This window comes from Streptomyces sp. NEAU-sy36 (assembly GCF_013423905.1).
Lineage (GTDB): Bacteria > Actinomycetota > Actinomycetes > Streptomycetales > Streptomycetaceae > Streptomyces > Streptomyces misionensis.
This window is the reverse complement of the sequence record NZ_CP058977.1, coordinates 1933130-1956005: the sequence shown is the minus strand read 5'-3', so window position 1 is coordinate 1956005 and position 22876 is coordinate 1933130. Positions and strand designations below refer to the sequence as shown.

At 73.2% G+C, this 22876-nt stretch carries 25 protein-coding genes; 13 read left to right on the top strand and 12 right to left on the bottom strand.

The annotated features are described in order from the left end of the window. Positions 1-5: 5 nt before the first annotated feature. Positions 6-710, bottom strand: a complete 705-nt coding sequence (fabG, locus tag HZZ00_RS08895; protein WP_074991950.1) for a 3-oxoacyl-[acyl-carrier-protein] reductase — start codon at positions 708-710, stop codon at positions 6-8. A 249-nt stretch (positions 711-959) separates the two neighbouring features. Between fabG and HZZ00_RS08890 the strand changes: the two genes are divergently transcribed. Genes HZZ00_RS08890 through tyrS form a run of 3 tightly spaced genes read left to right on the top strand, consistent with a single transcriptional unit; the run spans position 960 to position 5202 of the window. Beyond that, entirely contained in the window at positions 960-2483 is a 1524-nt protein-coding gene (locus HZZ00_RS08890) for a TldD/PmbA family protein (protein ID WP_180331692.1), read from the top strand. Beyond that, positions 2480-3874, top strand: a complete 1395-nt coding sequence (locus HZZ00_RS08885; RefSeq protein ID WP_180331691.1) for a metallopeptidase TldD-related protein — start codon at positions 2480-2482, stop codon at positions 3872-3874. The genes HZZ00_RS08890 and HZZ00_RS08885 overlap by 4 nt, the downstream gene beginning before the upstream one ends. A gap of 56 nt (positions 3875-3930) precedes the next feature. Next, positions 3931-5202, top strand: a complete 1272-nt coding sequence (gene tyrS, locus HZZ00_RS08880) for a tyrosine--tRNA ligase (protein WP_180331690.1) — start codon at positions 3931-3933, stop codon at positions 5200-5202. Positions 5203-5276: 74 nt separating this feature from the next. On the opposite strand, the gene HZZ00_RS08875 is transcribed toward tyrS, so the two are convergent. Further along, positions 5277-5567 carry a GlsB/YeaQ/YmgE family stress response membrane protein gene (locus HZZ00_RS08875; protein ID WP_070025936.1) on the bottom strand — a complete coding sequence of 97 codons (291 nt, stop codon included), beginning with the start codon at positions 5565-5567 and terminating at the stop codon, positions 5277-5279. Between the two features lie 241 nt (positions 5568-5808). Here HZZ00_RS08875 and HZZ00_RS08870 point away from each other — a divergent pair, with 241 nt between their 5' ends. Beyond that, positions 5809-6192 (top strand): DUF3099 domain-containing protein, encoded by a 384-nt coding sequence (locus tag HZZ00_RS08870; RefSeq protein WP_180331689.1) that lies wholly within the window; start codon positions 5809-5811, stop codon positions 6190-6192. A 272-nt stretch (positions 6193-6464) separates the two neighbouring features. Then, positions 6465-6677: a hypothetical protein gene (locus tag HZZ00_RS08865; protein WP_180331688.1), complete on the top strand. Its 213-nt coding sequence runs from the start codon at positions 6465-6467 to the stop codon at positions 6675-6677. Between the two features lie 36 nt (positions 6678-6713). On the opposite strand, the gene moaA is transcribed toward HZZ00_RS08865, so the two are convergent. From moaA to HZZ00_RS08850, 3 genes are all read right to left on the bottom strand, one after another. Further along, positions 6714-7703 carry a GTP 3',8-cyclase MoaA gene (gene moaA / locus HZZ00_RS08860; protein WP_180333434.1) on the bottom strand — a complete coding sequence of 330 codons (990 nt, stop codon included), beginning with the start codon at positions 7701-7703 and terminating at the stop codon, positions 6714-6716. A 152-nt stretch (positions 7704-7855) separates the two neighbouring features. Continuing rightward, on the bottom strand, positions 7856-9484 hold the full coding sequence (locus HZZ00_RS08855) for a cation acetate symporter (RefSeq protein ID WP_180331687.1): 1629 nt from the start codon (positions 9482-9484) through the stop codon (positions 7856-7858). Next, positions 9481-9837, bottom strand: a complete 357-nt coding sequence (locus tag HZZ00_RS08850) for a DUF485 domain-containing protein (protein ID WP_180331686.1) — start codon at positions 9835-9837, stop codon at positions 9481-9483. The genes HZZ00_RS08855 and HZZ00_RS08850 overlap by 4 nt, the downstream gene beginning before the upstream one ends. A 278-nt stretch (positions 9838-10115) precedes the next feature. Here HZZ00_RS08850 and HZZ00_RS08845 point away from each other — a divergent pair, with 278 nt between their 5' ends. Together HZZ00_RS08845 and HZZ00_RS08840 are read left to right on the top strand one after the other, a co-directional pair. Then, positions 10116-11648: a S8 family serine peptidase gene (locus HZZ00_RS08845; RefSeq protein ID WP_180331685.1), complete on the top strand. Its 1533-nt coding sequence runs from the start codon at positions 10116-10118 to the stop codon at positions 11646-11648. Between the two features lie 120 nt (positions 11649-11768). Then, positions 11769-13148, top strand: a complete 1380-nt coding sequence (locus HZZ00_RS08840; protein WP_180331684.1) for a CoA transferase — start codon at positions 11769-11771, stop codon at positions 13146-13148. Between the two features lie 20 nt (positions 13149-13168). Here the strand turns inward: HZZ00_RS08840 and HZZ00_RS08835 are convergent, their stop codons facing one another. Then, the gene (locus HZZ00_RS08835) at positions 13169-13879 is read right to left on the bottom strand and encodes a VIT family protein (protein ID WP_180331683.1); all 711 of its coding nucleotides are present in this window, start codon (positions 13877-13879) and stop codon (positions 13169-13171) included. A gap of 177 nt (positions 13880-14056) precedes the next feature. Here HZZ00_RS08835 and HZZ00_RS08830 point away from each other — a divergent pair, with 177 nt between their 5' ends. From HZZ00_RS08830 to HZZ00_RS08810, 5 genes are all read left to right on the top strand, one after another. Further along, the gene (locus tag HZZ00_RS08830; protein ID WP_180331682.1) at positions 14057-15040 is read left to right on the top strand and encodes a DEDDh family exonuclease; all 984 of its coding nucleotides are present in this window, start codon (positions 14057-14059) and stop codon (positions 15038-15040) included. Between the two features lie 123 nt (positions 15041-15163). Continuing rightward, entirely contained in the window at positions 15164-15397 is a 234-nt protein-coding gene (locus HZZ00_RS08825) for a hypothetical protein (protein WP_071828796.1), read from the top strand. Between the two features lie 62 nt (positions 15398-15459). After that, a complete protein-coding gene (locus HZZ00_RS08820; protein ID WP_275657255.1) occupies positions 15460-16272 on the top strand; it encodes an SURF1 family protein in 813 nt (270 codons plus the stop codon). 73 nt (positions 16273-16345) lie between these two features. Continuing rightward, a complete protein-coding gene (locus tag HZZ00_RS08815; RefSeq protein ID WP_180331681.1) occupies positions 16346-18157 on the top strand; it encodes a glycoside hydrolase family 15 protein in 1812 nt (603 codons plus the stop codon). A gap of 5 nt (positions 18158-18162) precedes the next feature. Then, a complete protein-coding gene (locus HZZ00_RS08810; RefSeq protein WP_180331680.1) occupies positions 18163-18918 on the top strand; it encodes an SDR family oxidoreductase in 756 nt (251 codons plus the stop codon). 14 nt (positions 18919-18932) lie between these two features. On the opposite strand, the gene amaP is transcribed toward HZZ00_RS08810, so the two are convergent. From amaP to HZZ00_RS08785, 5 genes are read right to left on the bottom strand one after another with little or no spacing between them, the layout of a single operon-like run. Next, a complete protein-coding gene (amaP, locus tag HZZ00_RS08805; protein WP_180331679.1) occupies positions 18933-19514 on the bottom strand; it encodes an alkaline shock response membrane anchor protein AmaP in 582 nt (193 codons plus the stop codon). A gap of 5 nt (positions 19515-19519) precedes the next feature. Continuing rightward, on the bottom strand, positions 19520-20125 hold the full coding sequence (locus HZZ00_RS08800; RefSeq protein WP_257585719.1) for a DUF6286 domain-containing protein: 606 nt from the start codon (positions 20123-20125) through the stop codon (positions 19520-19522). Next, positions 20122-20496, bottom strand: coding sequence for an Asp23/Gls24 family envelope stress response protein (locus tag HZZ00_RS08795; protein ID WP_180331678.1), 375 nt, complete (start codon positions 20494-20496; stop codon positions 20122-20124). The genes HZZ00_RS08800 and HZZ00_RS08795 overlap by 4 nt, the downstream gene beginning before the upstream one ends. After that, the gene (locus HZZ00_RS08790; RefSeq protein WP_180331677.1) at positions 20493-20687 is read right to left on the bottom strand and encodes a hypothetical protein; all 195 of its coding nucleotides are present in this window, start codon (positions 20685-20687) and stop codon (positions 20493-20495) included. The genes HZZ00_RS08795 and HZZ00_RS08790 overlap by 4 nt, the downstream gene beginning before the upstream one ends. Before the next feature lie 55 nt (positions 20688-20742). Next, positions 20743-21216, bottom strand: coding sequence for an Asp23/Gls24 family envelope stress response protein (locus HZZ00_RS08785; RefSeq protein WP_180331676.1), 474 nt, complete (start codon positions 21214-21216; stop codon positions 20743-20745). A gap of 87 nt (positions 21217-21303) precedes the next feature. On the opposite strand from HZZ00_RS08785, the gene HZZ00_RS08780 reads away from it, so the two are divergent. Further along, entirely contained in the window at positions 21304-22026 is a 723-nt protein-coding gene (locus HZZ00_RS08780; protein WP_180331675.1) for a nucleopolyhedrovirus P10 family protein, read from the top strand. 11 nt (positions 22027-22037) lie between these two features. Here HZZ00_RS08780 and HZZ00_RS08775 read toward each other — a convergent pair whose 3' ends face one another. Continuing rightward, positions 22038-22841, bottom strand: a complete 804-nt coding sequence (locus tag HZZ00_RS08775) for an enoyl-CoA hydratase/isomerase family protein (RefSeq protein ID WP_180331674.1) — start codon at positions 22839-22841, stop codon at positions 22038-22040. Positions 22842-22876: the final 35 nt, after the last annotated feature.

The following is a 22876-nucleotide window of genomic DNA, read 5'->3' as shown; positions in this document are numbered from 1 at the left end:
GGTGATCAGTGACCCATTCCCAGTCCGCCGTCAACGGGGATGACGGCTCCAGTGATGTACGAGGCGTCGTCCGACGCGAGGAACCGCACCGCCGCGGCGATCTCCTCCGGCTGCGCGTACCGGCCGAGCGGCACCTGGGACACGATGCCCTGGCGCTGCTCGTCGCTGAGCACCTTGGTCATGTCGGTGTCGACGAAGCCGGGGGCGACGACGTTGAAGGTGATGTTGCGCGAGCCCAGCTCACGGGCGAGGGAGCGCGCGAAGCCGACCATCGCGGCCTTGGAGGCGGCGTAGTTGGCCTGGCCCGCCGAGCCGAGCAGCCCGACCACGGAGGAGATCAGGACCACGCGGCCCTTCTTGGCGCGCAGCATGCCGCGGTTGGCGCGCTTGACGACGCGGAAGGTGCCGGTGAGGTTGGTGTCGACGACCGAGGTGAAGTCCTCCTCGGACATGCGCATCAGGAGCTGGTCCTTGGTGATGCCGGCGTTGGCGACCAGCACCTCGACGGGACCGTGCTGGTCCTCGATCTCCTTGTAGGCCTGCTCCACCTGCTCGGCGTCGGTGATGTCGCACTTGACGGCGAGGAAGCCGGCCGGCGGCTCACCCGAGCGGTACGTGATGGCGACCTTGTCGCCGGCGTCGGCGAAAGCGCGGGCGATGGCGAGGCCGATGCCCCGGTTGCCTCCGGTGACGAGAACCGAGCGGCTCAACGGATCACCCTTTCGATAGCGGTCTGCAGAGATCCGACAACCCGCCCGAACACCTGGATGACAGGCGGCTTCATCGGAAACCTATCGGTCCGGGCGCGCCCGCGGGCAATCGGGCACCGACAGTGGCGCGGGACCGTCACTGTCGGGTCCCTACAGATCGGACCGCTCCCGACCCGAAAGGGTGTGGTCCGTCGCCCCGCCCGCGCGCCATGATCGGAGCCGACAGGCCACGACAGCAGGGAGACCTCCGTGCCCCATTCCATCGACGAAGCCTTCACGGCGCTTCCGCTCAGGTCCCTCGCCGACGCCGCGCTCGCCCGCGCGCGGGCGCTCGGGGCCGAGCACGCGGACTTCCGGTTCGAGCGGGTGCGCGACGCGACCCTGCGGCTGCGGGACGCCCGGCTCGCGGGGTCCTCGGACACCACCGACCTCGGGTACGCGGTCCGGGTCGTGCACGGCGGCACGTGGGGGTTCGCCTCCGGGGTCGATCTGACCATGGACGCGGCGGCCCGGGTCGCCTCCCAGGCGGTGGCCATGGCCAAGCTGTCCGCGCAGGTCATCAAGGCCGCCGGGGCAAAGGAGCGGGTGGAGCTGGCCGACGAGCCGGTGCACGCGGACCGGACCTGGGTGTCGTCGTACGAGATCGATCCCTTCTCGGTGCCGGCCGAGGAGAAGGCGGCGCTGCTGGCCGAGTGGAGCGCCCGGCTGCTCGCGGCCGACGGCGTCGACCACGTGGACGCGAGCCTGCACACCGTGCACGAGAACAAGTTCTACGCCGACACGGCCGGGACCGTGACGACCCAGCAGCGGGTGCGGCTGCATCCGGAGCTGACCGCCGTGTCGGTGGACGGCTCCAGCGGCGAGTTCGACTCGATGCGCACCCTCGCGCCGCCGGCCGGGCGCGGCTGGGAATACCTGACCGGCACCGGCTGGGACTGGGACGACGAGCTGGCGCGGATCCCGGAGCTGCTCGCCGAGAAGATGCGCGCGCCGAGCGTGGAGCCGGGCCTGTACGACCTGGTGATCGACCCCTCCAACCTGTGGCTGACCATCCACGAGTCCATCGGGCATGCCACCGAGCTGGACCGGGCGCTGGGCTACGAGGCCGCCTACGCCGGCACCTCCTTCGCCACCTTCGACCAGCTGGGCAAGCTGCGGTACGGCTCCGAGCTGATGAACGTCACCGGCGACCGCACCGCGGAACACGGCCTGGCGACCATCGGGTACGACGACGAGGGCGTCGAGGCGCAGTCCTGGGACCTGGTGAAGGACGGCACGCTGGTCGGCTACCAGCTGGACCGCAGGATCGCCCGGCTGACCGGGTTCGAGCGGTCCAACGGGTGCGCGTACGCCGACTCCCCCGCCCATGTGCCGGTGCAGCGCATGGCCAACGTGTCGCTGCGGCCCGATCCGGCCGGGCTGTCCACCGAGGACCTGATCGGGGGCGTCGACCGGGGCATCTACGTGGTCGGGGACCGGTCGTGGTCGATCGACATGCAGCGGTACAACTTCCAGTTCACCGGTCAGCGGTTCTTCCGGATCGAGAACGGGCGGCTCACCGGGCAGCTGAAGGACGTCGCCTACCAGGCCACGACCACCGACTTCTGGGGGTCGATGGCGGCGGTCGGCGGCCCGGGGACCTACGTCCTGGGCGGCGCCTTCAACTGCGGCAAGGCCCAGCCGGGGCAGGTGGCCGCCGTGTCGCACGGGTGCCCCTCCGCCCTGTTCCGGGGCGTCAACATCCTCAACACCACTCAGGAGGCCGGCCGATGAGCCCCCGTACCGACAAGCCGCACGAGACCGTCGAGCGGGCCCTTGCGCTGTCCCGGGCTGACGGGTGCGTCGTCATCGCCGACGAGCACTCCACCGCCAACCTGCGCTGGGCGGGCAACGCGCTCACCACGAACGGGGTGACCCGCGGCCGTACGCTCACCGTGATCGCCACCGTGGACGGCAAGGAGGGCACCGCCTCCGGTGTCGTCTCGCGCTCCGCGGTGACCGCCGAGGAGCTGGAGCCGCTGGTGCGGGCCGCCGAGGCGGCCGCGCGCGGGGCCGGGCCCGCCGAGGACGCCCGCCCGCTGGTCACCGGCGTGCCGGCGGCGCCCGACTTCACGGACCCGCCGGCCGAGACCTCCTCCGCCGTGTTCGCCGACTTCGCCCCGGCGCTCGGCGAGGCCTTCGCCCGCGCCCGGGCCGGCGGCCGGGAGCTGTACGGCTTCGCCAACCACGAGCTGGTCTCGACGTACCTGGGCACCTCCACCGGGCTGCGGCTGCGGCACGACCAGCCGGCCGGCACCCTGGAGCTGAACGCCAAGTCGCCCGACCGCACCCGCTCGGCCTGGGCCGGGCGGTCCACCCGGGACTTCAAGGACGTCGACCCGGCGGCGCTCGACGCCGAGCTGGCGGTGCGGCTGGGCTGGGCCGAGCGGCGCGTGGAGCTGCCCGCGGGCCGCTACGAGACGCTGCTGCCGCCGACCGCGGTGGCGGACCTGCTGATCTACGAGATGTGGTCGGCGTCGGGCCGGGACGCGACCGAGGGCCGCACGGTGTTCTCCAGGCCCGGCGGCGGCACCCGGATCGGCGAGCGGTTCGCCGAGCTGCCGCTCACGCTGCGCGGCGACCCGCACGAGCCCGGCCTGGAGTGCGCGCCCTTCGTGGTGGCCCACTCCTCCGGCGGCGACCGGTCGGTGTTCGACAACGGGTTGCCGGCCCCGGCCACCGACTGGATCCGCGAGGGCGTCCTGCGGCGGCTGACGACCACCCGGCACAGCGCCGCCCTGACCGGGCTGCCGGTCGCGCCGGCGCCGGGCAACCTCATCCTGGACGGCGGCAACGACCGCTCGCTGGACGAGATGGTCGCAGCCACCGAACGCGGGCTGCTGCTGACCTGCCTGTGGTACATCCGCGAGGTCGACCCGGCGACGCTGCTGCTCACCGGTCTGACCCGGGACGGCGTCTACCTCGTGGAGAACGGGGAGGTGACCGGCCAGGTGAACAATTTCCGGTTCAACGAGTCGCCGGTGGACGTGCTGCGCCGGGCCACCGAGGCGGGGCGTACGGAGAAGACGCTGCCGCGCGAGTGGGGCGACTGGTTCACCAGGGCCGCGATGCCCCCGCTGCGGGTCCCCGAATTCAACATGAGTTCTGTCAGCCAGGGCGTATAACCTCGTAGTCGGCCGGCATCCGGCGGCCCGAAGATCATTGAGGAGACGCGAGAACCGTGACGGACATCGTCGACGAACTGAAGTGGCGTGGGCTCATCGCCCTCTCCACGGACGAGGACGCATTGCGCAAGGCGTTCGCGGACGGTCCCGTCACGTTCTATTGCGGCTTCGACCCGACCGCGCCCAGTCTGCACCTCGGCAACCTCGTGCAGATCCTGACGATGCGCCGCATCCAGCAGGCGGGTCACCGTCCGCTGGGCCTGGTCGGAGGTGCCACCGGACTGATCGGCGACCCCAAGCCGACCGCGGAGCGCACGCTGAACGCCCCGGAGACCGTCGCCCAGTGGGTGGAGCGGCTGCGCGGGCAGATCCAGCCGCTGCTGGACTTCGAGGGCCCGAACGCCGCGGTGATGGTCAACAACCTGGACTGGACCCAGGGCCTGTCGGCCATCGAGTTCCTGCGGGACATCGGCAAGCACTTCCGGGTCAACAAGATGATCGCGAAGGAGGCCGTCTCGCGGCGGCTCAACTCCGACGCGGGCATCAGCTACACCGAGTTCAGCTACCAGATCCTCCAGGGCATGGACTTCCTGGAGCTGTACCGGCGCTACGGCTGCACCCTGCAGACCGGCGGCAGCGACCAGTGGGGCAACCTGACCTCGGGCACCGATCTGATCCACCGGGTCGAGCCGGACGCCGTGGTCCACGCGCTGGGCACCCCGCTGATCACCAAGGCGGACGGCACCAAGTTCGGCAAGACCGAGTCCGGCACCATCTGGCTCGACCCCGAGATGACCACGCCGTACGCGTTCTACCAGTTCTGGGTCAACGCGGACGACCGGGACGTGGCGAAGTTCCTGCGCATCTTCAGCTTCCGGTCCCGTGAGGAGATCGAGGAGCTGGAGCGGCAGACGCAGGAGCGGCCGCAGGCCCGGGCGGCGCAGCGGGCGCTCGCCGAGGAGCTGACCACGCTGGTGCACGGCGCCGAGCAGACGGCCGCGGTAATCGCCGCGTCCAAGGCGCTGTTCGGGCAGGGCGAGCTGGCGGAGCTGGACGGCCGGACGCTGGCCGCGGCGCTGTCCGAGGTGCCGCACATCCAGGTCACCGAGCTCGCTCCCGTGGTCGACCTCTTCGCCGAGGTGGGGCTCGTCGCCAGCAAGTCCGCGGCGCGGCGCACGGTGAAGGAGGGCGGTGCCTACGTGAACAACGTGAAGGTCGCCGCCGAGGACGCGGTGCCGTCGGCCGACGAGCTGCTGGACGGGCGGTGGCTGGTGCTGCGGCGCGGCAAGCGGAACCTGGCGGCGGTGGAGGTCGTCGCAGGAGAGTAGTTCCGTCGGGGCGAGGGAGCCGCGGTGCGCGCGGCTTCCCGCGTCCCTCCGGGACGCCGCCCCTCGGGGCGGTCTCAGACCCTCTCCATCCTGCGGCGCTTTCGCTTGCCCAGGGTCGCCGCGTAGAAGGAGTCCACCACGGCCACGATGATGATCGCGGCCACGAGCTGGAAGATGTGCCGGCTCCAGTCGATGCCCCGGGTCTCGGCGACGTGGAGGGCGCGGGCGATCGCGTTGCCCGCGACGGCGCCGAGGATGCCGCAGATGGTGGTCAGCCAGAGAGGGCTGTGCTGCTTGCCCGGGATGATCGCCTTGGCGATCACACCCAGCACGAGTCCCACGATGATCGCCCACAACCAGCCCATGGCTGCCTCCTCGTCGCGGTCGAAGTGAGCTTTACGCCAGTGTCGGCCGGTCCCCGCCCGGTCGCATGTCGGCACCCGCGCGTGCCCGGCTGGATCATCGCCGCAGGCAGGGGGGTGACCCGGTCTCGTCGGCCGCGCGAGCGCGGCGTACCGTTGGACGTGTCCCGGCGCCCCCCTGCTTCGCCGGGCGTGGACGAGGGCGCGGACCGGGAGAGTCCGAGACGGGCGGATGGTGGAAGTGATGCGGAAACAGCACGGCGACGGCGGCCAGGTGTTCCGGATCACCGGGGCCCGGACCGGGCTCGCCGAGGATGTGCGCGGCCGGCAGCGGAGGTACGTCATCTCGATGTCGATCCGCACGGTGTCGGTGATCCTCGCGGCCACCCTGTGGAACGTCGAACGGCCGTTGGCCATCGTGGCGTTGGTGGCCGGGGCGATCCTGCCCTATATCGCCGTGGTGGTCGCCAACGCGGGCCGCGAGCGACCGCCCGGACTGCCCTCGACGTTCGTCACCGCGCCCCTGCGCCCGATGATCGGGGCGCCGCCCGACGCGGACGAGAACGCCGGGGACGGGCAGAACGGCCCGAAGGCCGGGGTGCGCGGCGAACGGTCCGGCCCCGCGTGACCTGTGTGGACGTGGGGGAAGCGGTCGGCGACGGCGGGCGAAGCTCAGAAAAACCTCAGAATCAATCATGCAGTTCCAGTGCCGGGCGACGGGTCCGCCGTGACATACTGCGAGTGCGCTCCGCATCCCCCGTCGGAGCGACGGACCGACGCCGGGCAGCTCCCCCCGTGGCTGCTCGGCGTCGCCTCGTTCCGCGCCTGTTTTCCGCGCCGTTGTCCTTTTTCCGCGCCCCTGTTCATTGAGTTTTCCGTTGCGTGAGACGCGAGAGATCCGTGAGTGACGAGACCCCCATCTGCTCCGCCAAGGGCTGCCGTGCCGCCGCCGTGTGGGTGCTGGCCTGGAACAACCCGAAGGTCCACACGCCGGAGCGGCGCAAGACGTGGCTCGCGTGCGAGGAGCACCGCGAGCATCTGTCGCAGTTCCTCGGTGTACGGGGGTTCCTGAAGGACGTCGTCCTGCTGAGCGAGTGGGAGCACGCCGACTGAACGCCGGGCGGCACAGCGGCGGGCCGGGGCCGGCCGTCAGCCGCCGATCGCCGACATGGGGCGGTCCGGCTGGATGAAGGACGGGTCGTCCAGTCCCGCGCCGGCCTTCTTGCCCCACATCGCCAGCCGCCAGATGCGCGCGATCTCCTCGTCGGGGGCGCCGGAGCGCAGGGCGCCGCGCAGGTCGGTCTCCTCGGTGGCGAACAGACAGGTGCGTATCTGGCCGTCGGCGGTCAGCCGGGTGCGGTCGCAGGCCGCGCAGAACGGCCGGGTGACCGAGGCGATCACGCCGACCCGGTGCGGTCCGCCGTCCACCAGCCAGCGCTCCGCCGGTGCCGAGCCGCGTTCCTCGGCGCCCTCGGGGGTGAGCCGGAAGCGGGTGCGCAGGGCGGCGAGGATGTCGCCGGCGGTGACCATGCCCTCGCGCTTCCAGCCGTGCTGGGCGTCCAGGGGCATCTGCTCGATGAACCGCAGTTCGTAGTCGTGCTCGATCGCCCAGGCCAGCAGGTCGGGGGCCTCGTCCTCGTTCAGCCCCGGCATCAGTACGGTGTTGACCTTGACCGGGGTGAGTCCCGCCTGGTGGGCGGCGCGCAGTCCTTCGAGGACGTCCTTGTGCCGGTCGCGGCGGGTGAGGGCCTTGAAGACCTCGGGGCGCAGGGTGTCCAGGGAGACGTTGACCCGGTCCAGGCCGGCCGCCTTCAGTGCGGCGGCGGTACGGCCCAGGCCGATGCCGTTGGTGGTGAGGGACGTCCGGGGCCGTGGGTCGAGGGCCGCGACGCGCTCGACGATGCCCACCAGACCGGGGCGCAGCAGCGGCTCACCGCCCGTGAAGCGGACCTCCTCGATACCGAGCGTGCGTACCGCTATGTCGATCAGGCGCACGATCTCGTCGTCCGTGAGCAGATCGGGCTTGGCCAGCCACTGCAGGCCCTCCTCGGGCATGCAGTAGGTGCAGCGCAGATTGCACCGGTCGGTCAGCGAGACCCGCAGGTCGGTGGCCACGCGGCCGTACGTGTCGATGAGCACCAGGGCCCCCTCCCTCGGCATCGGCGTTTTTCCGTGTCATCTGCGAGCCTACGTGACGCCACCGACATCGACACCGGCCCGATCCGACGAGTTGACCCGCGGCCGCGTCGTAGGACCGTACAGCCCTGACGGCGCGGCCGGTCGTACGAGTCTCAGTGCGCGCCGGTGCCGGTCAGGGAGCGCACCTCCAGTTCCGCGTACTTGGCGGAGTCCGGCGCCTCCTTGGAGAACAGGGTGCCCAGGGCGCCCAGCAGGAACCCGACGGGGATGGAGACGATCCCGGGGTTCTCCAGCGGGAACCAGTGGAAGTCGACGCCGGGGAACATCGAGGCGGGGCCGCCGGAGACGACCGGGGAGAACAGCACCAGGCCGACGGCGGTGACCAGGCCGCCGTAGATCGACCACAGGGCGCCCGAGGTGGTGAACCGCTTCCAGAACAGGCTGTAGAGGATCGTCGGGAGGTTCGCGGAGGCGGCGACGGCGAAGGCGAGGGCCACCAGGCCGGCGACGTTGAGGTCGCGGGCGAGGGCGCCGAGGACGATGGAGACGGCACCGATGCCGACGGTCGCCCAGCGGGCCGCGCCCAGTTCCTGCCGCTCGGTGGCCTGCCCCTTCTTGATGACGTTGGCGTAGATGTCGTGGGCGAAGGAGGAGGACGAGGCGAGGGTGAGGCCGGCGACGACGGCGAGGATGGTGGCGAAGGCGACGGCGGAGATGGTGGCGAGCAGGACGGCTCCCGCGTCGGAGTCGACCCCGCCGAGGTGCAGGGCGAGGAGCGGGGCCGCGGTGTTGCCCGCCTTGTTGGAGGCGATGATCTCGTCCGGCTTGATCAGCGCGGCGGCGCCGAAGCCGAGGGCGAGGGTCATCAGGTAGAAGACGCCGATCAGGCCGATGGCCCAGATGACCGACTTCCGGGCGGCCTTGGCGGTGGGCACGGTGTAGAAGCGGATCAGGATGTGCGGCAGTCCCGCGGTGCCCAGGACCAGGGCGAGGCCGAGGGAGAGGAAGTCCAGCTTGGTGGTGCCGGTGGCGCCGTACTTCAGGCCGGGCTCCAGGAACGCGCCGCCCTTGCCGCTGTTGCCGGCGGCCCGGCCGAGCAGATCGGAGACGTCGAAGTGGAACTTCAGCAGCACCAGGAAGGTCAGCAGCAGGGCGCCGATCATCAGCAGCACCGCCTTGACCATCTGCACCCAGGTGGTGCCCTTCATGCCGCCGATGGTGACGTAGAAGATCATCAGGACGCCGACCAGGGCGACGACGCCGATCTTGCCCAGGTCGCCGGTGATGCCGAGCAGCAGGGAGACGAGCACGCCCGCGCCGGCCATCTGGGCGAGCAGGTAGAAGATCGACACGACGATGGTGGAGGCGCCGGCGGCCGTGCGGACCGGGCGCTGGCGCATCCGGTAGGCGAGCACGTCGCCCATGGTGTAGCGGCCGGAGTTGCGCAGCGGCTCGGCGACCAGGAGGAGGGCGACGAGCCAGGCGACCAGGAAGCCGATGGAGTAGAGGAAGCCGTCGTAGCCGAAGAGGGCGATGGCGCCGGCGATGCCGAGGAAGGACGCGGCGGACATGTAGTCGCCGGAGACGGCGAGGCCGTTCTGGAAGCCGGTGAACTGCCGGCCGCCCGCGTAGAAGTCGGCGGCGTCCCTGGTCTGCCGGCCGGCCCACACGGTGATGACGAGGGTGGCGACGACGAACACGGCGAACAGGGTGACGATCAGCGTGCGGTGCTCGCTCGCCTCGCCGGCGGCCAGCAGCGCGGGGTGGGTCGCGGGGCTCATTCGGCGTCCTCCATGCGGGACTTGATGGCGGCCGCGCGCGGGTCGAGCCGGGCGGCGGCGTGGCGGGCGTACCACCAGGCGATGAGGAAGGTGGTGAGGAACTGGGCGAGGCCGAGGACCAGGGCGACGTTGACGTTCCCGGCGACCTTGGTGGCCATGAACTCGCCCGCGTAGTTGGACAGCAGCACGTACAGCAGGTACCAGGCGATGAAGGCGGCGGTCAGCGGGAAGGCGAACGAGCGGTGCGCACGGCGCAGTTCGCGGAAGTCCGCGCTCTGCTGGACCTCGGTGAACTCCTCGGTGGCGGGACGGGGGGTCCCCGGTGTCGCGGGGGGCGGTGTCTCGGTGGCCACGGTGTCTCCTCGCGGATGCGGATGAGGTGGGGCGTGCAGGCCGGCCGCTCGATGGTGCTGGCGCGCCGCGCCCAGATCCACGGCGCCACGCGCGAGCCGACCCAAGTGCCCCTGAATTTGCCCGCAACCGATCTGATTGAGTCATTGCCAACTCATTGCTGATCGCTGAGAGAACGGGTTAGGTTCCGGCTGCACGCCACTCGTCATGCACCTGCCCGGGCACCGATCGTGTCCCGGGCGGGTTCCGTCGTTCCGTATCCGGATGTTGTGGAGGACCCATGGCCCAGCTGCGCCCCAGACGCCGACTCGCGCTCGCGGTGCCGGTCGTGCTGTCGCTGACCGCCTCGCTCGGCTTCCTGCCCTCGGCCGCCACGGCCGCACCCGTCGCGGCGGCACCCGCGAAGGCGAAGGCGGCGGACGGCCCCAACCTGTCGTACGTGGTCAACACCCGCACGGACCGCCGTACGCTGGAGTCGGTGCGCCGGGAGATCACGCGCAACGGCGGCACCCTGGTGGCCGGTTACGACCGGATCGGCGTCCTGGTCGCGCACTCCGCCGACCCGGACTTCGCCCGGCTGATGCGCGCGGTGCCCGGGGTGGACTCGGCCGGTGCCACGCGCACCGCCCCGCTCGCCGCCTCCTCCACCATGGACCTGGGCACGCCCAAGGCGCTGAGCGGCGCTCAGATGGCCGCGGCGGGCGCGGCGGCGACCGGGGACGAGGACCCGCTGGAGCCGCTCCAGTGGGACCTGCCGGCCATCAAGGCGGACAAGGCGCACGAGAAGACCCTGGGCAGCCCTGATGTCACGGTCGGGGTCATCGACACCGGTGTGGACGACACCCACCCCGACATCGCGCCCAACTTCGACCGGGCCGCCTCCGTCAACTGCGTCTCGGGCAAGCCGGACACGGCCGACGGCGCCTGGCGGCCCGGCGCCGCGGAGAGCCCGCACGGCACCCACGTCGCGGGCGAGATAGCGGCCGCGAAGAACGGCGTGGGCATGACGGGCGTGGCGCCGGGCGTGAAGGTGGCCGGCATCAAGGTGGCCAACCCCGACGGGTACTTCTACGCCGAGTCCGTGGTCTGCGGCTTCGTGTGGGCCGCCGAGCACCACGTGGACGTGACCAACAACAGCTATTACACCGACCCCTGGTACTTCAACTGCGTCACCGACCCGGACCAGAAGGCGCTCGTGGACGCCGTCGAACGGGCCTCGCGGTACGCGGAGAAGCGGGGCGCGGTCAACATAGCGGCGGCGGGCAACGAGAAGTACGACCTGGCCGCCGGCTCGATCACCGACCCCGCCTCGCCGAACGACGGCACCCCGTCGTCCCGTGTGGTCGACAAGCGCCGGTGCTTCGACATCCCGACCGAGCTGCCGGGCGTCGTGACCGTCGCGGCGACCGGTGCCAAGGGGCTGAAGTCGTCGTACTCCAACTACGGTCTCGGCGTGGTCGACATCGCGGCGCCCGGCGGTGACTCGACGGCGTACCAGCAGCCCGCGCCCCCGGCGGCCAGCGGTCTCATCCTGGGCACGCTGCCGGGCGGCAAGTGGGGCTACATGGCCGGCACCTCCATGGCGACCCCGCACGTGGCCGGTGTTGCCGCATTGATCAAGTCAACCCATCCGCACGCCTCCCCCGCGCTGGTCAAGGCCCTGCTGTACGCGGAGGCCGACGCCACGCCGTGCACGAACCCGTACGACATCAACGGTGACGGCAAGGTCGACGCGGTCTGCGAGGGCCCGAAGAACCGCAACGGCTTCTACGGCCGCGGCATGGCCGACGCGCTGGACGCGGTGACCAGGTAGCGCCCGGGTGCGGGCGGGCGGGCCGGGGCCGCGCTCCACGGCGGCACACCCCGGCCGCCCGCCCGCATGGCAACGGCATCCCGCTGCAGATTGATTGAATCAATAATGCATAGTGCAGTCATGACAGATATCGCGTTCGCGTGGACTGCACTGGGCGGCGATCCCGCCCTCGTCTCCGGGGTGACCACGGTCGAGCGGCCCGGCGCACTGCCGGCCCGGCTCCCGGTACGGAAGCTGGCGCGCGCGTGCGTCGGCGCCTGCGCCCTGGCCGCCGCCGAGCTGGGGACCCACCGGACCGGGCGCGCCGAGGTGCCCGGCGTCCGGGTGGACGACGGCGCGGTGGCGGCCGCGTTCCACAGCGAGCGGCTGGTCCGGGTGGACGGGCGGGCACCGGTCTCCTTCGCTCCGCTGTCGCGGTTCTGGCGCACGGCCGACGGCTGGGTGCGCACCCACGCCAACTACCCGCACCACCGGGCCCGGTTGCTCCACGCGCTGTCCCTCTCGCCGGACGCCTCACCCGAGGACGTGGCCGCCCGGCTCGCCGACCGCCGCGCCCTGGAGACCGAGGCGGCCGTCAGCGACGCCGGCGGCCTCGCGGTGGCCCTGCGGGATCCCGGCCGGTGGCGGGCGACCGAGCAGGCCGCGGAGGTCGCCGCCCGGCCCCTGGTGGAGCGGGTCCGGCTCGACAGCGCTCCCGCGCGCGTGCTCCCGCCCCTGGACCCCGCGGCCGCTCCCCTGCTGCCCGCCGCCGGGCTGCGGGTCCTGGACCTGACCCGGGTCCTGGCGGGCCCGGTCGCCACCCGCACCCTCGGCCTGCTGGGCGCCGACGTGCTGCGCCTGGACGCGCCCTGGCTGCCCGAACTCCCCGACCAGCACGCCGACACGGGCTTCGGCAAGCGGTCCGCGACCCTCGACCTGGCCGTCGACCGGGACGCCTTCGAGGAGCTGCTGGCCGCGGCGGACGTCGTGGTCACCGGCTACCGCCCCGGCGCGCTCGACCGCTTCGGCCTCTCCCCCGAGGCCCTGGCGGAGCGGCGGCCCGGCCTGGTGGTGGCGCAGGTGTCGGCGTGGGGCGCGTACGGTCCCTGGGCCGGGCGGCGCGGCTTCGACAGTCTGGTGCAGGTGGCGACGGGCATCGCGACGACCGAGGGCTCGCCCGAACAGCCCGGCGCGCTGCCCGCGCAGGCCCTGGACCACGGCACCGGCTATCTGCTGGCGGGGGCCGTGCTGCGGGCGCTGACCGAGCAGTCGTACGACGGCGGCAGCCGCTCGGTGCGGCTCGCGCTGGCCCGCACGGCGCTCTGGCTCACGGACGGGATCGAGCCGGACCGGGGGACGGACGGCACGCCGTACGACACGCCGGACCCCTGGCTCGCCGAGGCGGACAGCCCCCTCGGGCGGCTGCGGTACGCCCTGCCCGCGGTGAACTTCACCGGCGGACCGGCCACTTGGGGCCGTCCCCCGGTGCCGTGGGGCACGCAGCGGCCCGTCTGGGCGTAAGACCGGGGGGGGGCGGCCGGTCAGACGCCGACCGCGCCCAGCGCGCTGCCCGCCGCGTAGGTGACCGCCATCGCCAGCGCGCCGCCGACCACGTTGCGCACCACCGCCCGCCGGGGGGCGGCGGCGCCGAGGCGGGCGCTGGTCCAGCCGGTCAGCACCAGCGCGGCCAGCACGGAGACCACGGTCACCGGCAGCCGCCAGCCGGCCGGTGGCAGCACGATGGCCAGCAGGGGGAGCAGGGCGCCCACGGTGAAGGCCAGGAAGCTCGCCCAGGCCGCGTGCCAGGGGTTGGTCAGCTCGTCGGGGTTGATGCCCAGCTCCACGCTGGCGTGCGCCCGCAGCGCGTCCCGCTCGGTGAGCTGCTCGGCGGCCTCCCGGGCCACCTCGCGGGACAGGCCGCGCTCCTGGAGCAGCTCGGTCAGCTCCCGCAGTTCGGCCTCGGGCTGCTCGCGCAGCTCCCGTCTCTCCACGGCCAGCGCGGCCAGCTCGGAGTCGCGCTGGGTGGAGACGGAGACGTACTCGCCGGCCGCCATGGACATCGATCCGGCGAGCAGTCCGGCCAGTCCGGCGGTGAGCAGGGCGGAGCGGCTCTGGGTCGCCCCGGCCACGCCGACGACGAGTCCCGCGGTGGAGACGATGCCGTCGTTCGCGCCGAGCACGGCGGCGCGCAGCCAGTTCAGCCGCGAGCCGAGCGCGCCGCCGTGGCTCTCGTCATGGGTCGGTTCCGTCACAGCAGCGAGCATCGCACTCTCCGGGGCGTCCGTGTCGCACCAGCGCCTCGGGAGCGACAACAGGCCCCACGAAAAAGGGACATTCGGCAGGTACACGGACCGGTCGGGCGCCGGGGGCGGTACCCGGGCGGCCCTGCGGGGCCGGATTGTCAGTCATGGCCCGTATCCTCAGTGACCATGCTCGAAGACCGTGCGACCGCAGTGTCCTCCCCCACCCGGTGGCCGGCCGCGTATCCCCAGGGATACGCGGTCGTTGACGTGGAGACCACCGGCCTGGCCCGGCACGACCGGATCATCTCCGCCGCCGTCTACCGGCTGGACGCGCGCGGCGAGGTCGAGGACCACTGGTACACGCTGGTCAACCCGGAGCGCGATCCGGGGCCCGTGTGGATACACGGCCTGACGAGCGACGTACTGGAGGGCGCGCCCGTCTTCGCGGACATCGCCGAGGAGTTCGCGGCCCGGCTGGACGGCCGGGTGCTCGTCGCGCACAACGCCGTCTTCGACTGGCAGATGATCGCGCGCGAGTACGCGCGCGCCGAACGCCGGGCGCCGGTGCGTCAGCGGCTGTGCACCATCGCGCTCTCGAAGGAGCTGGGTCTGCCGCTGCCCAACCACAAGCTGGAGTCCCTCGCGGCGCACTTCGGCGTGGTGCAGCAGCGGGCGCACCACGCGCTGGACGACGCGCGGGTGCTGGCGGAGGCGTTCCGGCCCAGCCTGCTGGCCGCGGCGGCGGGCGGCGTACGGCTGCCGCTGCTGGAGTGCCGCCCGCTGACGGAGTGGTCGGACCAGCCGGTGCCCCGGCAGGCGGCCGGGGGCTACGGCGGCTACCGGCCCGGCAGTTGGCGCCCCGCCCGCAAAAGGCCCGCATGCCCCTATCCCAACCCGGGCCGCTACGAAGACGGCAAACGCCTCAAACAGGGCATGCGGGTGGCGTTCTCGGGTGACACCTCGGTCGAGCGGGAGCTGCTGGAGGACCGGGCGACCGAGTGCGGACTGCACGTGGCGTCCAGCGTCTCCCGGCTGACCAGCCTGCTGGTGACCAACGACCCGGACTCGGGCACCTCCAAGACGGTGAAGGCGCGGCAGTTCGGCACCCCGATCGTGGACGAGGCCGCGTTCGGGCAGCTGCTGAGGGACGTCGAGCCCGCGGACGAGTGACACCGGACCCGGAAGCGGAAGGCACCGGCCTCACGGACGGGTGATCGTCCGGACGAGTGGTTGACGCACGACTCACCCGGCACCGGCTCGCCCGCGCACCCGCTGCGGCCCACCCTGTGGCGCATGGCGAGATGCGAAGTTTGCGGCAATGACTACGGAATGACCTTCGAGGTCCACGCCCAGGGCGCGGTCCACGTCTTCGACTGCTTCTCCTGCGCGATCCACCGCATGGCCCCGATCTGCGAGCACTGCCGGGTGCAGATCATCGGGCAGGGCGTGGAGGTGGACGGCCACTGGTTCTGCGGCGCGCACTGCGCCCGCGCGGAGGGGCGCACGGGCGTCGTCGACCGGGTGTGACCCGATGGCCGTACGACACCCGGGGTGACCCGGTACCCGCCTGAATGCACCCCACGGCCCGGATGTACCGTCGTGGGGTGCATCGCTACCGCTTCCTGTTGTCCCTCCAGTGGGTCATCCTCACCATCGTCGCGATCGCGTTGATCCCGACGATGATCAAGCTGGGTTTCTGGCAGCAGCACCGCTACGAGGAGCGCACCGCGCGCAACAACCTGGTCTCCGCCGCGCTGCACGCCAAGCCGGTCCCCGTCGAACAGCTGTCCTCCCCCGGGCACGCCGTGACCCGCGCGGAGAAGTACCGCACGGTCACCGCGACCGGCACCTTCGACACCGACAAGACCGAGGTGGTCCGGCGCCGGACCAACGCCGACGGCGACGTCGGCTACCACGTCCTCACCCCCTTCGTGCTGACCGACGGCAAGGTGCTGCTGGTCAACCGCGGCTGGGTGCCCGCCGACGGCACGCAGACCGCCTTCCCGAAGATCCCCGCCCCGCCGGCCGGCCGCACCACCATCAGCGGGCGGCTGATGGCCGACGAGACCACCGCGGCGAGCGGCATCAAGAACATCAAGGGCCTGCCCGACCGGATGGTCATGCTGATCGACAGCACCGCGGAGGCGCGCCGGCTCGGCGCGCAGGTGCTGGGCGGCTACATGGAGCAGACCGCGCCCGCGTCCAAGGGGGGCTCCCCGGAGCAGATCTCCGACCCCGGCACCGAGGACGCCCCGCTGAACTACGCGTACATGATCCAGTGGTGGCTGTTCGCGGCGGCCGTGCCGGTCGGCTGGTGGTTCCTGCTCCGGCGGGAGATCCGGGACCAGGAGGAGGCCGCGGCCGCGCCCCAGCCGAAGGAGAACGAACCGGCCGCGGTCTGACCGCCGCGCGCCGGTTTCACTCCCTGGGCGCACCACCTGATTGGCCCCTCGGGCGGCCGGGAAACCGCATTCCGTGAGCGCTCGTATCGAGGACTACGCCCTGATCGGCGACGAGCAGACCGCGGCGCTGGTCGGCAGGGACGGCTCGATCGACTGGCTGTGCCTGCCCCGTTTCGACTCCGGAGCCTGTTTCGCGCGGCTGCTCGGCGACGAGAACCACGGCCACTGGCGGATCGCCCCCGAACCGCCGGGGGGCTCCGCGAGCGCGGGCACCTGCACCCGCCGGGCCTACCGGCCCGACACCCTCGTCCTCGACACCGAGTGGGAGACCGCGCAGGGCACGGTCCGCGTCACCGATCTGATGCCGCAGCGCGAGCACGCCCCCGACGTCGTCCGCATCGTGGAGGGCGTCAGCGGCCGGGTGACCCTCCGCGGCACGCTGCGGCTGCGCTTCGACTACGGCTCGATCACGCCGTGGATGCGCCGCTCCGACGGCCACCGGGTGGCGGTGGCCGGACCCGACTCGGTGTGGCTGCGCTCCGAGCCGCCCGTGCGCACCTGGGGCGAGGACTACTGCACCCACTCCGAGTTCACCGTCAACGAGGGCGAGCGGGTCGCGTTCGTGCTCACCTGGCACCCCTCCCACGAGCCGCGCCCACGGCTCGTCGATCCCTACGAGGCGCTGGAGAGCAGCGTCACCGACTGGCGCAGCTGGGCCGGGCGGTGCCGCTACGACGGCCCCTACCGGGACGCGGTCGTCCGTTCCCTGATCACCCTCAAGGCGCTCACCTACGCACCGACCGGCGGAATCATCGCCGCGGCCACCACCTCGCTGCCCGAGGAACCGGGCGGGGTGCGCAACTGGGACTACCGGTACTGCTGGCTGCGCGACTCCACCCTCACCCTCGGCGCGCTGCTCACCGCGGGCTACCAGGAGGAGGCCGAGGCCTGGCGCAACTGGCTGCTGCGCGCGGTCGCCGGCGACCCGGCCGACCTCCAGGTCATGTACGGCGTCGCGGGCGAGCGGCGGCTGCCGGAGAGCGAGCTGCCGTGGCTGCCCGGCTTCGCCGGCTCCGCGCCGGTGCGCATCGGCAACGGCGCCGTCGAACAACTCCAGCTCGACGTCTACGGCGAGGTGATGGACTCGCTGTCGCTGGCACGCAGGGCGGGCCTGCCCACCCGGCCGCACATGTGGTCCATCCAGCGGTCGCTGATGGAGTTCCTGGAGTCGGCGTGGCGCCGGCCCGACCAGAGCCTGTGGGAGGTGCGCGGCGGGCGGCGCCACTTCGTGCACTCCAAGGTGATGGTGTGGGTGGCAGCCGACCGGGCGGTCAGGACGCTCGAACGGCACCCGGAGCTGCACGGCGACCTGGAGGGCTGGCGGCGGCTGCGCGAGGAGGCGCACCGGGAGGTGTGCGAGAAGGGGTACGACCCCGAGCGCAACACCTTCACGCAGTACTACGGCTCGCGCGCGCTGGACGCCGCCCTGCTGCTCATCCCGCGGGTCGGCTTCCTGCCGCCGGACGACCCGCGGGTGGCCGGCACGGTCGACGCCGTCCGCGCCGGCCTCGGCCACGGCGGTTTCCTGCGCCGCTACGACTCCGGGGACGACGGCGGATCGCCGGTCGACGGGCTGCCCGGCGGTGAGGGCGCCTTCCTGGCCTGCTCGTTCTGGCTGGCGGACGCGCTGCACATGACCGGGCGCCCGGAGGAGGCCCGCGAGCTGTTCGAGCGGCTGGTGGGGGTGTGCAACGACGTGGGGCTGCTGGCCGAGGAGTACGACCCCGTCGACGGCCGCCAGCTCGGCAACTTCCCGCAGGCCTTCAGCCATCTCGGCCTGGTGAACTCCGCCCTCACGCTGTTCGGGGCGGACGAGGCAGGATAGGGGGCATGGATCTTGGACTGAAGGACCGGGTGTACATCGTCACCGGAGCCACCCGCGGACTGGGCAACGCCGCCGCGCGGCAGCTCGTCGCGGACGGCGCGAAGGTGGTGATCACCGGCCGCGACGAGCAGCGGGCCGCCGACGCCGCCGCCGAACTGGGCCCGAACGCGGTGGGCGTGGCCATGGACAACGCGGATGCGCAGGCCCCCGACCGGCTGATCTCGGCCGCCCGCGAGCACTTCGGCGGCTTTCACGGGGTGCTGGTGAGCGTGGGCGGCCCGCCGCCCGGCTTCGTCGCCGACAACACCGACGAGCAGTGGCGTGCCGCGTTCGAGTCCGTCTTCCTCGGCGCGGTGCGGCTCGCCCGCGCGGCGGCGGCCGAGCTGGACGAGGGCGGCGTCATCGGCTTCGTGCTCTCCGGTTCGGTGCACGAGCCCATCCCCGGGCTGACCGTCTCCAACGGCTTGCGTCCGGGCCTCGCGGGCTTCGCCAAGTCCCTCGCGGACGAACTCGGCCCCCGCGGCATCCGCGTGCTCGGCCTGCTGCCGGCCCGCATCGACACCGACCGCGTCCGCGAGCTGGACGCCCTGTCCGCGGATCCGGAGGCCACCCGCGCCGCCAACGAGTCCCGCATCCCGCTGCGCCGCTACGGCACCCCGGAGGAGTTCGGCAAGGTGGCCGCCTTCCTGCTGTCCCCGGCGGCCTCCTATCTGACGGGGCTCATGGTGCCGGTGGACGGAGGGATGCGGCACGGCTTCTGAGCCGTCGGCCCCCGTCAGCTCACCCTCTCCGCCCGGTGTCCGACCGCCCGCAGGCGGACCTCGGCGGGGAGGGCGGCCAGCCCCGCCGACTCGCGGGCGCGGGCCAGCGGCCCGGCCGTGAACTCGCTCAGGGCCGTCGACGGGTCGGTGTCCGGGGTCAGCTGGAGCACGGCACGCGCCCGCGGCCGGGCCCGGCGTCCGTGCAGGTGGATCCGGGCGTGGGCCACGCCGTCCCCGGCGGCGCCCTCCTCGGCCAGGGCGGTCTCCAGGGCCCCGGCCCGCAGCAGGGCGGCCCCGCCGTCGCCGGTGTCCACCCGCAGCTCGCCGAGGCGGTGCCGGCGCGGGAGCCTGGTCAGCCACCACAGGGCCAGCACGACGATGACGGCCAGCGCCGCGATCAGGGCGGGCCACCACCAGCGGGCGCCGCGGTAGTGGGTGCGCTCGGCGCGCGTGAGCAGGACGTCGTGCGGGCCGCCGTGGATCCACCAGGAGGGCGGCGGCGCGCCGAGGCCGACGGCCAGGACCGCGCCGCCGAGGGCGAGCAGGAGCAGGCCGATCAGGCCCAGCAGGGCGCGGTTGAGTCCGCCGGAGCGCATCGCCGTCATCCCTTCCGTGGGGCCCGGTTGACCCGCAGCGCGAGCCGGGGCGGGTGGGTCAGGCCGAGGCCCCGGATCGCCTCGGTGAGGGTGGTGTCCAGGTCGGCCCGGACGTCGGCCAGCTCGCGGAAGTGCGAGGCGGCGCGGACGTCGGCCTTGCGGCGGCGCACCCGTACCCGTACGGCCTGGACGCCGGACACCTCCACGGCCCGGTCGCGCAGCACCTGGGCCGCCGCGTCCCGCCGCAGTGCCGCCCGGACGTCGGGGTGCGGCCGGCGCATCGGCAGCAGGGAGCGCTGGCCCGGGGTGAGCGCGAGGGCGATCAGCCACAGGCCGAGGGCGGCGGCGAGGGCCGCGCCGGCCAGCACCCAGGTGTCGTCCAGCTGCCGTTCGGCCAGTTGCCGGGCCAGTGCGCGGCGCCAGCTCATCGCGGGGCGGTGGGCGCGCACCGAGGCCACGTCGTAGAGCAGCAGGCCCGCCCCGGCCAGCAGCAGGACGGCGACGATGCCCGCGGGGACCCGGCGCGGTGACCAGAAGCGGCCGCTGCCGCCGGCGGACACCGGGGTGTCGGTGGTCTTGTCGAGGGCCGTGGTGGCGCCTGCCTGGCTCATCGTGTCCTCTCCGCTCCCTTCGGCGACGGATACAGGCGCTCGACCCAGACGGCGACCTCGGACACCGTCAGGTTCGCCAGCGCGCCCACCCGCTCGGTCACCCGGCGGCGCACGGCGGCGCAGCGGGCCCCGATGTCGCAGGGGTAGCCGAGGTCCAGCTCGATGTGGACGCGTGCCGTGCCGTGGCGGACCGCGACCGTCGCGTGCGGCGCGTCGCCGTCGGCGGGCGGTGGGCCCACCGCCTCTCGGGCGGCCTGCGCGGCGATCTTCTCCACGACCCGGTCGGCCACCCGGGTGGCGCCCCGCTCGGCCGGCGGCACCCGGCTCTGCGGCTGCTCCGTCGTGCCGGTCCCGGTGCTCACGCCGGTCACCGCCGCCGGACGCGTCGCTCGTCGCGGGCGCGGAAGAAGTCGCCCGCGTCCAGGTCCCCGTCCGCGAACCGGCCGACCACGAACCCGACGGCCCCCAGGGCCGCCACCAGCAGGAACGCGCCGAACCCGCCGAAGTACCCGGCAAAGCCCAGCGCCATCCCGGCGATCATGCCGACCACGGCCATGCTCATGCAGCGCTCCTCAGTTCGTCAGGTGTACGGGGCCCGGGTGCCGGGGCACGCACGGTCAGTGGATCCGGGGTTCCGGCTCTTCCTCGTCCTCCTCCTCGGGCAGATGGACGTCGCCGACCGCGATGTTGACCTCGACGACCTCCAGGCCGGTCATGCGTTCCACGGCGGCGATCACGTTCTCCCGCACCGCGCCGGCCACATCGCTGATGGAGACGCCGTAGTCCACCACGATCTCCAGGTCCAGCGCGGTCTGCACCTCGCCGACCTCCGCCTTCACCCCGCGGGTCACCGATTTGGAGCCGCCGGGCACCCGTTCGCGCATCGCGCCGAGGGTGCGGGAGAAACCGCCGCCCATCGCATGCACGCCGAGTACGTCCCGTGCCGCCATCCCGGCGATCTTCTCCACCACGCCGTCCGCGATGGTGGTCCGGCCGCGGGTGGCCGCATCGCCGCCGCCGCGCCGGACTGCCTTACGGGGCGACACCTGCGGCTCGCCGCCGCCTTCCGGGCTCGTCGTCATGTCGGTCATAGCCGTACGTCCCTTTCGGTCGTCGTCCTGCGACCACCGTAAGCAAGGTTGCGCGACCGCGCGCCGGGAATGCGGCAGGCTGGAGGAATGACGGCGGACGGATGGACCCAGGTCGTACGGCACCACGTGGGGCTCGGCAGGCTGCTGCCGCTGGGCGGACCGGGTGACGGAGCGTGGATCGCGGAGGCCGCGGCCGTGGCGGTGCTGCGCCGCGCGGCGGACGAGGTGCCCGGGGTGCGGCTGGGCGCGCTGCGGATCGGCCTCGCCCATCCGGCGACGGTTGCCGAGCCCGCCGTACCGGCCCCGCCGAGCGCGCTGCCGCCGGGCGCCCTGCGGCTGACGGCGGACTTCGCGGCGGCCTTCGCCGAGCCGCTGCAGGCGGCCGCGGCGCGGCTGCGGCGCGCGCTCGCCACGGCGGCGGACGAGCGCCTCGGCCTCGCGGTGACGGAGGTGGACCTGCGCGTCACCGACCTGCTGGAGACGGCCGGAGCGGCGCGGCAGGCACCGCCCCCGCAGCCGCCGCCCGCCCAGGAGGTGACGCCCCCGGCCGGGGACCCCGCCGCCGCGGCGGCCCGGTCCGTGCCGGGCGTCGCCCGGCTGACCGGCCTGCGCGTCGAGACCCGCGCGGGCGGTACGGCCACCCTCACGCACCGCCATGTGCGCGTGGACCTGGCCGCCACCGCGGCCCACCGGACCGCCGACGTGGCCCGGCGGGTCCGCGCCGCGGTCCGGGACGCGCTGGCGGACCGGCCGACGGTGGCGGTGCTGGTGACGGCGGTCGATGAGCAGGCCCCGGCGGGGCCCGCGTGATCTCCGTGTGATTACTCGCCGAGCCCGGCGAGGTCCCGCAGCCGCCGGGCCTGGGCGGCGCGTTCGGCCGCGCGCTGCTCGTCGTACGTGCGGTCCACCGCGCCCTTGAGCAGCGCCTTGGTCTCCACGACCGCGTCCCGCGGGGCCGCCAGCAGCGCCGCCGCCAGGTCCCGCGCCGCGGCGTCGAGTTCCGCCGCCGGCACCGCGAGGTTCGCGAGTCCCGACGCGACGGACTCCCGCGCGTCGACGAAGCGGCCGGTGGCGCAGATCTCCAGCGCGCGGGCATACCCGACCAGACCGACCAGCGGGTGCGTGCCGGTCAGGTCGGGGACGAGGCCGAGGCTGGTCTCGCGCATGGCGAACTGCACGTCGTCCGCGACGACCCGCAGGTCGCAGGCGAGCGCCAGCTGGAACCCGGCACCGATGGCATGTCCTTGAACGGCGGCGACGGAGACGATGTCGTTGCGCCGCCACCAGGTGAACGCCTCCTGGTATTCGGCGATGGTCGCGTCGATCTCGGCGTCGTCACGGCGCGCGAGATCGATGAAGTTCGGCTCGCCCGGGATCCCCTCCGGGGTGAACATCTGCCGGTCCAGCCCGGCGGAGAAGGACTTGCCCTCGCCGCGCAGCACCACGACGCGGACGGAGCCCGGCAGCAGCCGACCGGCCTCGATGAGTGCCCGCCACAGGGCGGGGCTCTGCGCATTGCGCTTGGCCGGGTTGGTCAGCGTCACCGTGGCGAGCGCGTCGTCGACGGTGAGCCGTACGCCGTCCTTGTCGAGTACAGGTGCGAGGTCCTGGGCGGGCGTGGCCATGGGGCGCCTCCGATGGGTGCGGTCAGCGAAGCGGA